General features: G+C 70.5%; 14 protein-coding genes and 1 pseudogene. 14 read left to right on the top strand and 1 reads right to left on the bottom strand.

All coding sequences use genetic code 11. The features are described 5' to 3' along the window. The 13 genes from IJH84_RS24320 to whiG form a co-directional block, all read left to right on the top strand. Positions 1 to 132, top strand: a 132-nt coding sequence (locus IJH84_RS24320) for a KH domain-containing protein (protein ID WP_295149496.1), incomplete at its 5' end; no start/stop codon positions are given. A gap of 6 nt (positions 133 to 138) precedes the next feature. Beyond that, positions 139 to 675: a ribosome maturation factor RimM gene (gene rimM, locus IJH84_RS24315; protein ID WP_295149488.1), complete on the top strand. Its 537-nt coding sequence runs from the start codon at positions 139 to 141 to the stop codon at positions 673 to 675. Positions 676 to 715: 40 nt separating this feature from the next. Further along, positions 716 to 1,507: a tRNA (guanosine(37)-N1)-methyltransferase TrmD gene (gene trmD / locus IJH84_RS24310; RefSeq protein ID WP_295149485.1), complete on the top strand. Its 792-nt coding sequence runs from the start codon at positions 716 to 718 to the stop codon at positions 1,505 to 1,507. 197 nt (positions 1,508 to 1,704) lie between these two features. Continuing rightward, positions 1,705 to 2,061, top strand: a complete 357-nt coding sequence (gene rplS, locus IJH84_RS24305) for a 50S ribosomal protein L19 (RefSeq protein ID WP_200070169.1) — start codon at positions 1,705 to 1,707, stop codon at positions 2,059 to 2,061. A 262-nt stretch (positions 2,062 to 2,323) separates the two neighbouring features. Continuing rightward, positions 2,324 to 3,247 (top strand): signal peptidase I, encoded by a 924-nt coding sequence (gene lepB, locus IJH84_RS24300; RefSeq protein WP_295149482.1) that lies wholly within the window; start codon positions 2,324 to 2,326, stop codon positions 3,245 to 3,247. 2 nt (positions 3,248 to 3,249) lie between these two features. Further along, a complete protein-coding gene (locus IJH84_RS24295) occupies positions 3,250 to 4,017 on the top strand; it encodes a ribonuclease HII (protein WP_295149479.1) in 768 nt (255 codons plus the stop codon). A gap of 36 nt (positions 4,018 to 4,053) precedes the next feature. Then, a complete protein-coding gene (locus IJH84_RS24290; RefSeq protein ID WP_200070168.1) occupies positions 4,054 to 4,377 on the top strand; it encodes a DUF2469 domain-containing protein in 324 nt (107 codons plus the stop codon). Between the two features lie 258 nt (positions 4,378 to 4,635). Then, positions 4,636 to 5,046 carry a YraN family protein gene (locus IJH84_RS24285; RefSeq protein ID WP_200070167.1) on the top strand — a complete coding sequence of 137 codons (411 nt, stop codon included), beginning with the start codon at positions 4,636 to 4,638 and terminating at the stop codon, positions 5,044 to 5,046. Then, positions 5,047 to 6,570: a YifB family Mg chelatase-like AAA ATPase gene (locus tag IJH84_RS24280; RefSeq protein WP_200070166.1), complete on the top strand. Its 1,524-nt coding sequence runs from the start codon at positions 5,047 to 5,049 to the stop codon at positions 6,568 to 6,570. 355 nt (positions 6,571 to 6,925) lie between these two features. Continuing rightward, a complete protein-coding gene (gene dprA / locus IJH84_RS24275; RefSeq protein ID WP_367269091.1) occupies positions 6,926 to 7,735 on the top strand; it encodes a DNA-processing protein DprA in 810 nt (269 codons plus the stop codon). Beyond that, entirely contained in the window at positions 7,732 to 7,977 is a 246-nt protein-coding gene (locus tag IJH84_RS29380) for a hypothetical protein (protein WP_367269090.1), read from the top strand. Before dprA ends, IJH84_RS29380 begins: the two co-directional genes overlap by 4 nt. A 92-nt stretch (positions 7,978 to 8,069) precedes the next feature. Further along, the gene (locus tag IJH84_RS24270) at positions 8,070 to 9,047 is read left to right on the top strand and encodes a tyrosine recombinase XerC (RefSeq protein ID WP_295149493.1); all 978 of its coding nucleotides are present in this window, start codon (positions 8,070 to 8,072) and stop codon (positions 9,045 to 9,047) included. 349 nt (positions 9,048 to 9,396) lie between these two features. Further along, positions 9,397 to 10,197, top strand: coding sequence for an RNA polymerase sigma factor WhiG (gene whiG, locus IJH84_RS24265; RefSeq protein ID WP_200070390.1), 801 nt, complete (start codon positions 9,397 to 9,399; stop codon positions 10,195 to 10,197). Here the strand turns inward: whiG and IJH84_RS24260 are convergent. Beyond that, entirely contained in the window at positions 10,178 to 10,747 is a 570-nt protein-coding gene (locus IJH84_RS24260; protein WP_233627350.1) for a murein hydrolase activator EnvC, read from the bottom strand. The genes whiG and IJH84_RS24260 overlap by 20 nt on opposite strands. A gap of 420 nt (positions 10,748 to 11,167) precedes the next feature. Here IJH84_RS24260 and rpsB point away from each other — a divergent pair. Continuing rightward, positions 11,168 to 12,007 (top strand): annotated as a pseudogene (gene rpsB, locus IJH84_RS24255) (30S ribosomal protein S2). The last annotated feature ends 70 nt before the right edge of the window (positions 12,008 to 12,077 follow it).

Here is a 12,077-nt window from a genome sequence, read left to right as displayed (position 1 = left end):
GTGCACGTCAACCCGGACGACCTGGGCAAGGTCATCGGCCGCAGTGGGCGGACGGCGACCGCGTTGCGGACCGTGATGTCCGGCATCGGTGGTCGCGGCATCCGGGTCGACGTGATTGACACCGACCGCTGAACGCAGATGCGCGAACAACAGTCCCGCACCCTGGCCGTGGGTCGAGTGGTCAAGCCGCACGGCATTCGTGGGGAACTCGTTGTCGAAGTGCTGCCCGACAGTCCGGAGCTGCGTTTCGCCTCCGGGGCAGCACTCGGTGTGCAGAGGCGGGGTGAAGATCGCACCCAGAAGCTCACCGTGGTAGCCGCCCGGCCGCACGCCGGGCGGCTGCTGGTCGTTTTCGAGGAAGTCTCCGGCCGCGAGGCGGCCGAGCAGTTGCGCGGATCGCTGCTGACGGTGGGTTCGGACGAGCTCGAACCCACCGCGGATCCGGACGAGTTCCACGACCACGAGCTGGAAGGGCTCCGCGTGGTCCTGGTGACCGGCGAAGAGGTCGGCGTGGTGCGCGAAGTGCTGCACACCCCGGCCGGCGAGCTGCTGTCCGTGGGTACGCCGCAGGACGAGGAGAAGCTCGTGCCGTTCGTCTCCGAGATCGTGCCCGAGGTCGATCTCGCCCAGGGCAGGGTCGTGCTCGACCCGCCGGAGGGGCTGCTCGAAGGCTGACCGAGCAGGTCAGGCCATCCAGCGCTAAGGAACGCAAGCGTTGCGCATTGACGTCATTTCCATCTTTCCCGAGTACCTGGCCCCGTTGCGGCAGGCGTTGCTGGGCAAGGCGATCGAACGCGAGAAGATCTCCGTCGGGGTGCACGACCTGCGGGACTGGACCCACGACGTGCACCGCGCCGTGGACGACAGCCCCTACGGCGGCGGTCCGGGAATGGTGATGAAACCGGACGTGTGGGGCGAAGCCCTGGACGCGGTGTGCGGTTCCGGCGCGGAACAGCCGACGCTGGTCGTGCCGACGCCGGCGGGGCGTCCGTTCACGCAGTCGACGGCGGTCCGCTGGGCGGCGAAACCGTGGCTGGTGTTCGCCTGCGGCCGCTACGAGGGCATCGACGAGCGGGTGGTCGAGGACGCGGCCGGCCGGATGCCGGTCGAAGAGGTCTCCATCGGCGACTACGTGCTGGTCGGCGGTGAGGTCGCGGCGCTGACCATGATCGAGTCGGTGGCCCGGTTGCTGCCGGGCGTGCTGGGCAATCCCGCCTCCGCGGAGCAGGACTCCTTCTCCGACGGCCTGCTCGAAGGCCCCAGCTACACCCGCCCGGAGGTGTGGCGCGGGCGTGCCGTGCCGGACGTGCTGCGTTCCGGCAACCACGCCGCGATCGCGCGGTGGCGCCGCGATGAGGCGCTGCGGCGCACGAGCGAACGCCGCCCGGACCTGCTGGCGGCACTGCCACCGGAGGCCCTGGACGTCAAGGACCGGGCGCTGCTGGATACACTGGGCGCGGACGAGGCGCAGTCCCCGGAGGACTCCGCGCAGCAGGGGAACGACTGAGATCGCACCCGCTGCACCGGGGCCGGTTCCGGCGGCTGCCTGCGCGTCTGGCACACTTGACCGGTTGCTGCAGCCGGATTCTGTGCTGGCGCGCACCAATGCAAGCTCACCCCCGTGTCAGGCGGTGGCCGCGGTCAGGCCGGGCCATGGAGCGCGAGAACACGGGTGCCTACGACACGGATGAGGACGGACCACCGATGAACACCCTGGACGCTTTGGACGCCCAGTCGCTGCGTTCCGACATCCCGGCCTTCCGGCCTGGCGACACGCTGAAGGTCTACGTCCGCGTCATCGAGGGTTCGCGCGAGCGGAACCAGGTCTTCCAGGGCGCTGTGATCCGGCGCCAGGGCGACGGTGTCCGGGAGACCTTCACCGTCCGCAAGATCTCCTTCGGTGTCGGCGTGGAACGCACCTTCCCGGTGCACAGCCCGAACATCGCCAAGATCGAGGTCGCTGCCCGCGGCCGGGTCCGCCGGGCGAAGCTGTACTACCTGCGCGAGCGTCGCGGCAAGGCCGCCAAGATCAAGGAGCGGCGCGAGCCCGTCTCCTCCTGAGCCCGCGCTAGCGGCGAGGATTCCGGAAACGGCCCGGGTGCTGCGGCATCCGGGCCGTTTTCGCGCGCACTGATCCACTTTTGAGTGAACGACGGGATGGGATGAGCCGCATCGCACCCCGCCGCGGACCGGTCGAACTCCGCGCGAGCGCTCAATGATCGGCGAATTCGCACGTCATCCGGTTTCCTGGGCGATCCGGACGGACCGGGCGCGCGCAGGGGGAGCGCGCCGGGCGCCGGTGCCGTTCCAGTAGCCTGGCCGCGTGGCCGACGTCATGCGCTCCACCGGACCAGAGGAAGAGCCCCAGGAAGGGCCTGCCGACAACCGCGAAGGCGGCGGCAAGGGCCGCTTCGGGCGGCGCTCCCGCCGCAAGCGGGAGCGGAAGAGCTCCTTCTGGCGCGAGCTGCCGATCCTGATCGTCACCGCGCTGGTGCTCACGGTGCTCATCCAGACCTTCCTCGCCCGGGTCTACGTCATCCCGTCCCAGTCGATGGAGCAGACGCTGCACGGCTGCGACGGCTGCCAGAACGACCGGGTGCTGGTGGACAAGGTGTCCTACCGGTTCACCGACCCGGAACCCGGCGACGTCGTCGTGTTCCGCGGGCCGGAGACCTGGGGCAACAACGAGTTCAACGTGCCGGAGGCGTCGAACCCGGTCGCCGGTTTCTTCCAGGGCGCGCTGTCGCTGCTCGGCTTCGGGTCGCCGGACGAGAAGGACTTCGTCAAGCGGGTGATCGCCACCGGCGGCCAGACCGTGTCGTGCTGCGACCCGCAGAACCGGATGCTGGTCGACGGCAAGCCGCTCGATGAGCCCTACGTCTACTGGGAGCCCGGCGAGGGGGAACGGCACGAGGCGTTCGCGCCCGTGACGGTGCCGCAGGGACGCTTGTGGGTGCAGGGCGACAACCGCGGGAACTCGCAGGACTCGCGGTACCAAGGCGGCGGCGGCGTCAACGGCACCGTCCCGGTGGACAACGTGATCGGCAAGGCGCAGGTCATCGTGCTGCCGCCGACGCGCTGGCAGAGCATCCCCGAACCGAATCCGCAGGCCGACGCGCTGGGCGCGCCCGCGTGGCAGGCAGGAGTGCCCGCAGGCGTCGGGTTCGCCGCGGCGTTCCCGGTGTTGTGGGCGGGCCGGCGGGTCACCGCCGTGGTGTCCGACCGGCGTGCCCGGAGGCGGCACTGACCGTGGGGGCGCGGTTCGCGCCCGCTGCGGCGGAATGGCGGCCACCACGGCCGGTGATCCGCCGCAGCAGCGGCAACTGGGCGCTGCAGAGCGCGCTGGACCGCAGCGGGCTCGGGCCGGTGGCCGGCGTCGACGAGGCCGGTCGCGGCGCGTGCGCCGGGCCGTTGGTGGTGGCGGCGTGCGTGCTCAAGGCCGGGGACGGCAAGCGGTTCGCCGGGCTCACCGATTCCAAGGTGCTCGCCGAGGCGGAGCGGGAGCGGCTCTACGAGGTGATCACCCGCCGCGCGGTGGCGTCCTCGGTCGTCGTCATCCCGCCCGAGGAGGTCGACGCGCTGGGCATCCACGTGGCGAACCTGGAAGGTATGCGCCGGGCGGTGGCGCGGATGCCGGTGCACCCGGGCTACGTGCTCACCGATGGCTTTCGAGTGCAGGGGCTCGCGGCGCCGAGCGTGGCGGTGCTCAAGGGCGATCTGGTCGCGGCGTGCGTGGCGGCGGCCTCGGTGCTGGCGAAGGTCACCCGCGACCGCATCATGCGCGAGCTGCACGAGCGGTTGCCGATGTACGGCCTCGACGAGCACAAGGGCTATTGCACGCCGGATCACACGGCGCGGCTGGAGGAGCACGGGCCGAGTCCGGAGCACCGCTGGTGCTATTCGAACGTCGTCGGCGCCGCGCGCCTGCACGGCATGCGCTCGCCACGCACCGTGACCAGTAAGCCCGGTTTGTTCGATGCTTCGGACGAGGATGTGGTGGACAATGGGGGAACGTAAGGGCAACGGCGATCTAGAAGGGCGGCCCGCACTGCGATGAGCGCCGAGGATCTCGAGAAGTACGAGACCGAGATGGAGCTGCAGCTCTACAAGGAGTACCGCGACATCGTCGGGCAGTTCAATTACGTCGTGGAGACCGAGCGGCGCTTCTACCTGGCCAATGCGGTGGACGTGCAGGTCCGCAATTCCGACTCGGAGGTCTACTTCGAAGTCGCGATGTCGGATGCGTGGGTCTGGGACATGTATCGGCCGGCGCGGTTCGTCAAGAACGTCCGGGTGATCACGTTCAAGGACGTGAACGTGGAGGAGCTGGACAAGCCGGATCTGCGGTTGCCGGAGAACGGTCCGTTCGGGAGCTGAGGCTGTCCGCGGCCGGTTCGGCCGCCGCACCTGCTGGGGAAAACGGGTGGTCGCCGTGGGCGGCCGCCCGTTTTGCTGCGCGGGCTCGCCCGGTGAGTTGTCCACAGGCTTGCTGTTCATCCACAGATTTCCCAATTGAGTCTGGTGGCGCTGCGCGCCGCGGGGCAGTTTGGAGATGGCGGCCCCGGGTGATCGGGGTCGTTGCGCGGTTCGGTTTCTCCGCTGCCGCGTTCCGCCTCGCATTCCCGGAGGGAAACCATGGCTCGAACGCTCGATTACAGCCCGCTGCTCGGCGCCTTGTCCGATGTGGACGGATACGGCAAGCACGCGCTGGGGCGCGCAGGTGAACGGCTGGCGGCCGAACACCTGCAGCGGCAGGGGTTGGCGGTGCTGGTGCGGAATTGGCGGTGCCCGCAGGGCGAACTCGACATCGTCGCGACCGACGGGCAACAGGCGATCTTCTGCGAGGTCAAGACCCGATCCGGCGTCGACTACGGGGCGCCGCTGGACGCGGTGGGGCCGAACAAGGTGCGGCGGCTGCGGGAACTGGCGCGCGCGTGGCTCGCGGAGCGCGAGCTCACCGGCTGCCCGGTCCGCTTCGACGTCATCTCGATCCTGTGGCCGCCGCGTGGGCGCCCGTCCCTCGAGCATTTGCCGGGGGTGTTCTGAATGGTGCTGCGACGGACTTGGGCGGTCGCGCTGTTCGGCGTGGACGGCGCGCTGGTGGAGATCGAAGCGGACGTGCGCAAGGGCGGCCTGCCGAGCGTGCAGCTGCTGGGCCTGCCGGACACGGCGTTGCAGGAGTCCAAGAACCGCGTCCGCGCGGCGGTGCAGAACTGCCGCGAGGACTGGCCGAAGAGCTGCGTGACGCTGGCGCTGTCGCCGGCGGCGCTGCCGAAAGCGGGCACCTCTTACGACCTTGCGCTCGCGTGCGCGGTGCTCGCCGGTGCGGAACAGGTGCCGCCGCACCGGCTGGAAGGCACGGTGCTGTTCGGTGAACTGGCGCTGGACGGACGCATCCGCTCGGTTCGCGGGCTGCTGCCCGGGCTGCTCGCAGCACGGCGGGAAGGCGTGCGCCGCGCCATCGTGCCTGCGAGCGGTCTTGCGGAGGCGCAGCTGGTCGAGGACGTCGAGGTGTTCGGTGCCTCCCACCTGCGGGAGGTGATCGCGTGGCTGCGGGAGCAAGGCGAACTCGACCACTTCCCGGCGGAACCGGTCCAGCAGGACGAATCCGCCGCGGCCAGGACGGACCTGGCGGACGTGCTCGGCCAGCCGGAGGCGCGGTGGGCGCTGGAAGTGGCCGCCGCCGGTGGCCACCACCTGCTCATGGTCGGCCCGCCGGGAACCGGCAAGACCATGCTGGCGCAGCGGCTCGGCGGCCTGCTGCCGACGTTGAGCAGGCAGGAAGCGCTGGAGGTCACCGCGATCCACTCGGTCGCCGGTGAGCTCGCCGGTGCGGCACCGCTGGTGACCGATCCGCCGTTCGTCGCGCCGCACCACTCCACCTCGATCCCGGGGCTGATCGGCGGCGGAGCGGGGCTGGCCCGGCCTGGCGCGGTCAGCCGCGCGCACCGCGGCACGTTGTTCATGGACGAGGCTTGCGAGTTCGGCACCAAACGGCTGGAAGCACTGCGCACCGCGTTGGAGGACGGCGAGGTGCGGTTGTCCCGCCGGGACGGCACGTTGCGCTACCCGGCCGCGTTCCAACTGGTGCTGGCGACGAATCCGTGTCCGTGCGCACCGGCCCGGGACAGCGACTGCTGTTGCTCGCAGCAGGTGCGGCGGCGGTATTTCGGCAAGCTTTCCGGGCCGCTGCTGGACCGAGTCGACATGCGGGTGCGGATGCGGCCGGTCACGGCGATGACCATGCAACCCGATCGGCAGCCGGAATCGACCGAGGTCGTGCGGGAACGGGTGTCCCGGGCGCGGGCGCTGGCCGCCGAGCGCTGGTCCGCGCACGGGTGGCGGACCAACGGGGAGGTGCCGGGGCCGCTGCTGCGGCGCGAGTTCGCCCTGCCGGAGGCGACCACGGCGTTGCTGGACCGGGGGCTCGATCTCGGTGCGGTGACGGCTCGCGGAGCAGACCGGTGCCTGCGGGTGGCGTGGACGCTGGCCGATCTGGACGCCAGCCCGGCGCCGAGCGCGGAACACGTTGCGTCCGCGCTCGATTTCCGGGAAAGGAGTGTCCATTGAACGCGGTAAGGCGGCGCCCGGGCACCTGCCCGTGCAAGCAGGCCGAAACGCGCCACTCCTTCTTGCATTGCAACGAAGGCTTCGGCGGCCCGTGGGTGGGTGTTGCGCCATCGCACCTGCACACCGCGCCGCACGACCCGGAAGTCGATCGTCGTGCCGGTTCCGGCCGGGAATCACCGGGGCACCGCCCACCTGGTTCCGAGTCGCGGGCAGCTCATCCATCAGCACTAGCAGCAGACGGGCGGGAGGTGACATGACCATGTCGTCTGCGCAGGATCAACACGATCCGACACGGGTCGCGCGCGCGTACCTGTCGGCGGTCGCGGAGCCTCCGGCACCCGCGCTCGGAGCGTTCGTGGCTGAGCACGGTGTCGTCCGCGCGGCCCTGCTGGTCAGCCGGGGAACGACTCCTTCCCCCGTAGCCGACGAGGTCGAGGCGCGCCGCGAGCACGTCTCCGGCGAGGCGGCGTTGGCGGCCGGTGCTGCCGCGGGCGCGCGGTTGCTCACTCCGGAGGATCCGGAGTGGCCGGCGGAACGTGTGGCGATCTTGGCGGCAGCGACCGAGATCGGCGTCGCGGGGGTGGCGGAGCCGTTGGCCCTGTGGGCGCGGGGCCGGGCGGATCCGTCCGTGGCCCTGCGGTTCTCGGCAGCGGTGGTCGGCGCGCGTGCGGCCTCGGGCTACGGCGAGCACCTGGCGGCCGAGATCGGCCACGGGTTGGCGTCGACCGGGTGCGCGGTGGTCTCCGGTGCCGCTTACGGCATCGATGGTGCCGCGCATCGCGGTGCGCTGGCCGCGGACGGGACCACGGTGGCCCTGCTCGCCTGCGGTATCGACGTCGACTATCCCGCCGGTCACGGCAGATTGTTGCGCAGCGTCGCCGAGCAAGGCGTGGTCCTCAGCGAGTACGCCCCCGGGACTCCGCCGCGCAAGCATCGCTTCCTGGTCCGCAACCGGCTGATCGCCGCTTGCGGGCAGGGCACGGTGGTGGTGGAGGCCGGTGCGCGCAGCGGAGCGGCCAACACCGCGAACACCACCGACCTGCTCGGCCTGCCGCTGATGGCCCTACCCGGGCCGGTGACCTCGGCGAACTCGGTGGGCTGCCACGACATGATCCGTTCCGGCAAGGGGTGCTGGTCACCTCGACCGCGCAGGTGCTCGAGATGATCAACCCGCTCGGTGCCGCGCCGCCGGTCGATCCCGAACCGCAGGCACGCAGCTCCGACGCACTCGATCCGTGCACCAGAAAACTGCATGATGCAGTAATTGCTCGCGATGGTGCGAGTTCGGAGCAACTTGCCCGCGAATGCGGTCTTCCATTGCGCACCGTTCGTGCATTGTTGCCAGAAATGGAACTCGCCGGACTCGTGCGGCGAAAGGAGGGTGGCTGGATGAGAAACAGCAGGTGAGCGCTCGACGGTCGGCGCGGTTTGCCGGATGCGAGCCTGTTCACGGCGTGGCCCTCTTGACCAGTTCACATCCACCGACGAGCGTTTGCGGCATGGCTCGCAGACCGTCCGACTCCACCCCGCGGCCCGACCTGCGCGCGGCACGGGCGAACCTCCCCGGCCCGTTCGGTACGGCGGTGGACGGCTTCGAACGGCATCTCGCGACCGAGCGCGGATTGTCGCCGCACACCGTCCGCGCTTACGTCGGTGATGTCGTGTCCCTGCTGGATGGCGTCGCCGCCGGTTCGGACGAGCAGCCCGGCCTGGAGACGGTGACGCTCGCCGCCTTGCGGTCGTGGCTGGCCGGACAACATGCCACGGGAATCGGCCGGGCGACGCTCGCGCGCCGGGCGGCTTCGGCGCGCACGTTCACCGCTTGGGCGCACCGGGACGGCCTGCTCGACGCGGACCCGGGCCCGCGGCTGGCCGCACCGACGCGGCAGCGGACGTTGCCCGCGGTGCTGCGCGCCGAGCAGGCGGGTTCGGCGATGTCGGCCTCGGCCGGCGGCGCTGAGCAGGGTGACCCGGTCGCGTTGCGCGATCACGCGCTGCTGGAACTGCTCTACGCCACCGGGGTGAGGGTTTCCGAGCTGTGCGGGCTGGACCTGGCCGAGATCGACCACGAGCGGCGTCTGCTGCGCGTGCTGGGCAAGGGTGACCGGGAACGGGCCGTGCCGTTCGGGGTACCTGCGGATCAAGCGCTCGGGCGCTGGTTGTCGGCCGGTCGCCCGAAACTGCGCACCGAGCGTTCGGGCGACGCGGTGTTCCTCGGCGTGCGCGGTGGCCGGCTGGATCAGCGCGCTGCGCGCCGCGTTGTGCACGACGCGGTCGACGCGGTGCCGGGAGCCACCGAGATCGGACCGCATGGCCTGCGCCATTCGGCCGCGACCCATTTGCTCGAAGGGGGAGCGGACCTCCGTAGCGTTCAGGAGTTGCTTGGTCACGCTACGCTCGCAACGACCCAGCTTTACACCCACGTGACCGTCGACCGGCTGAAGGCGATCCATGACCGAACCCACCCCCGTTCCTGACGACGCCGGGGGCGGTGCCCGCACCGCGGCCGCGGAAGCGACATCGAGATCGACCACGTCGGAGCCGTACGAGCACGGCGATCCGGCACCGCAAGACGTCCCGGACGGCCACGATCCGAACGCCTCGACCGGCGAGCGCCGAGTCAACGGCAGCCGCAACGGCGAACACACCGTCACCCGATCAAGTGGCGGAACACGAACCGGGGAAGACCGGGACGCGGCGAACGGCCGGGCCCCGAACGGCCAGGAGATCGGCAACGGCCGGGACATCGGGAACGGCCGGGACCTCGGCAACGGCGCGGACATCGGGAACATCCGGGACAAAGCGCCGACCGCTTCACCGCAGTCGTTGCCCTACCTCGTCGGTGCGGACGACCAGCGCAGCGCCGACGAGGTCGAGGCGGGGATCGTCGCGCTCTGGCAGGCGTTCGGCGAGCATCGCGATCATTCGCTGCGCGACCGGTTGGTGCTGCATTACGCGCCGCTGGTGAAGTACGTGGCCGGGCGTGTGGGCACCGGCCTTCCGTCGCACGTCGAGGTCTCCGACCTGATCCAGTCCGGCATCTTCGGACTCGTCGACGCGATCGAGAAGTTCGAGCCGGAGCGCGGCCTGAAGTTCGAGACCTACGCCATGCAACGCATCCGCGGCGCGATCCTGGACGACCTGCGCGCGCAGGACTGGGTGCCGCGCTCGGTGCGCAGCAGAGCGCGCGATCTGGAACGCGCACTGGAACGGCTGGAAGCGAAGTTGCAGCGCACTGCGACCGACACCGAGGTCGCCGACGAGCTCGAAGTCTCCCCGGACGAGCTGCGCGAGCTGTTCGCGCAGCTGCAGATGACCAGCGTGGTCGCGCTCGACGACCTGATCAGCGCGGGCAAGGGCACCGCATCGCTGGCCGAGACGCTGCCCGACGATCGGGCCGAGGATCCGGTCGCGGCGCTGGTGGACCGGGACAGCCGCAGGCAACTCGCGGAGGCGGTCGAGCGGCTCAGCGACCGGGACCGGGTCGTGGTCACCCTGTACTACTTCGAGAACTTGACGCTGGCCGAGATCGGCAAGGTGCTCGGCGTGACCGAGTCCCGGGTCTGCCAGCTGCACACCCGGGCCGTGCTGCGGCTGCGCAGCAAGCTCACCGAGCCGCAGCAGTGACCTGATCCGCCGCGTCCCACGGCAGCAGCCGCACCCGGCCACCGCCGAGCAAGCCCAACGGGTCGAGGTATTCCGGCCCGCGCCGCACGCCCCAGTGCAGGCACGCATCCGCCGGACAGCCCGGATGCCCGGGGTCCAGCGCCCCGATCGGCTGGCCGGGTGCCACCGCCTGCCCGGCCTGAACGGTGGCGCGCACCGGTTCGTAGGTGGTCCGCAGACCACCGGAGTGCTCGATCGACACGACCGGCCGGTCGGCGAGCACGCCCGCGAAGCGCACGGTGCCCGCGCCTGCCGAGCGCACCTGCTCGCCGGCCGCACCGGCCAGGTCGACTCCCCGGTGGCCGGGACCGAACTCGCTGCTGGGCGGCTCGAACGGCCGCAGCACGGGAGCCGCGGACGCCAGCGGCCGCATGAATTCCGGTGCGGGCTCGATCGTTGCCGGTGATGTTCGCTGCGCTACTCCGGCTGCGGGCAGCATCAGCAGCACGAGCAGCGGCGACACCAGGCCGAGCGCGGCGGACCATGCGCGGCACCTATCGGCGATCAACATGCTTCCAAGGTGGCCCGCTGCGGACCGGCGGGACAGGGTCCGTTCCGGAATCTGTGGACCGGCCGAGGACCTGTGGACAATCCGCTACCTCAACGGTGCGGGGTTTGCACGTCGAGTACACTGCAATCGCGGTTTCGTGTGCGCACGATCCGACTTCGCGTGTCCGCGCGTCGACATCGGGCAACCGAAATAACCGTTCTTCCATCGATCACCGCATGTCCGGTACGGCCGGGCGCGGTCGGCGGAGCGGTGCACGGGCCCGATGCGCAGCGGCGACCTCGCGGTCCCGGACCGGCAGAAGCCGGCCCGGGTGGGGAAACCGGTGCGGACACCAGGGCGGCAGGTCACCCGGCCTGCCGCGGCAACCGAATCGCGCGCCGCCCCGGCGGCGCGCCCGACACACGAGGTGCGAACAAGGCCATGGCCGTCGTCACCATGAAGCAGCTGCTCGACAGCGGCGTGCACTTCGGGCACCAGACCCGGCGCTGGAACCCGAAGATGAAGCGCTACATCTTCACCGAGCGCAACGGCATCTACATCATCGACCTGCAGCAGACCCTGTCCTACATCGACGGGGCCTACGACTTCGTCAAGCAGACGGTCGCGCACGGCGGGACGATCCTGTTCGTCGGCACCAAGAAGCAGGCCCAGGAGGCCATCGCCGAGCAGGCCCTGCGGGTCGGCATGCCCTACGTCAACCAGCGTTGGCTGGGCGGGATGCTCACGAACTTCCAGACCGTGCACCGTCGTCTCCAGCGGCTCAAGGAGCTGGAGAACATGGAGCAGACCGGTGGTTTCGAGGGTCGCACCAAGAAGGAGATCTTGATGCTGACCCGCGAGAAGGACAAGCTGGAGAAGACCCTCGGCGGCATCCGCGACATGTCCAAGGTCCCCAGCGCGATCTGGATCGTGGACACCAAGAAGGAGCACATCGCCGTCGGTGAGGCCCGCAAGCTGGGCATCCCAGTGGTCGCGATCCTGGACACCAACTGCGATCCGGACGAGGTCGACTACCCGATCCCGGGCAACGACGACGCGATCCGGTCCGCCGCGCTGCTGACCCGCGTGCTCGCCGACGGTGTCGCGGACGGCCTGATGTCCCTCAGCGGCCGCAGCAACGGCGCGGTCTAGGGCGAGGACAAGCAGCAGCCCGGCGCCGGTGAGGAACCGCTGGCCGAGTGGGAGCAGGAGCTGCTGACCACCGGTTCCAGCGAGGGCGAGAGCACGCCGCAGAGCAACGAGCAGGCCGCTCAGTCCTGATCCGCCCCGCGCCGGTCGTCCGTGCGATCGGGTGATGGGCGCGGGCGCCGAGTTCAACGGCCACACTGGT

The organism is Saccharopolyspora sp., assembly GCF_017434145.1.
Taxonomy (GTDB): Bacteria; Actinomycetota; Actinomycetes; order Mycobacteriales; family Pseudonocardiaceae; genus Saccharopolyspora_C; species Saccharopolyspora_C galaxeae.
Note: the sequence above shows the minus strand (reverse complement) of the source record. Positions and strands in the feature narration are given on the sequence as shown.

Coding starts and splice junctions, on each gene's coding strand:
- rimM (WP_295149488.1), top strand. CDS start 139: ATGCGCGAACAACAGTCCCGCACCCTGGCCGTGGGTCGAGTGGTCAAG.
- rplS (WP_200070169.1), top strand. CDS start 1,705: ATGAACACCCTGGACGCTTTGGACGCCCAGTCGCTGCGTTCCGACATC.
- IJH84_RS24290 (WP_200070168.1), top strand. CDS start 4,054: ATGAGCGCCGAGGATCTCGAGAAGTACGAGACCGAGATGGAGCTGCAG.
- IJH84_RS24285 (WP_200070167.1), top strand. CDS start 4,636: ATGGCTCGAACGCTCGATTACAGCCCGCTGCTCGGCGCCTTGTCCGAT.
- IJH84_RS24280 (WP_200070166.1), top strand. CDS start 5,047: ATGGTGCTGCGACGGACTTGGGCGGTCGCGCTGTTCGGCGTGGACGGC.
- IJH84_RS29380 (WP_367269090.1), top strand. CDS start 7,732: ATGATCAACCCGCTCGGTGCCGCGCCGCCGGTCGATCCCGAACCGCAG.
- IJH84_RS24270 (WP_295149493.1), top strand. CDS start 8,070: ATGGCTCGCAGACCGTCCGACTCCACCCCGCGGCCCGACCTGCGCGCG.
- IJH84_RS24260 (WP_233627350.1), bottom strand. CDS start 10,747: ATGTTGATCGCCGATAGGTGCCGCGCATGGTCCGCCGCGCTCGGCCTG.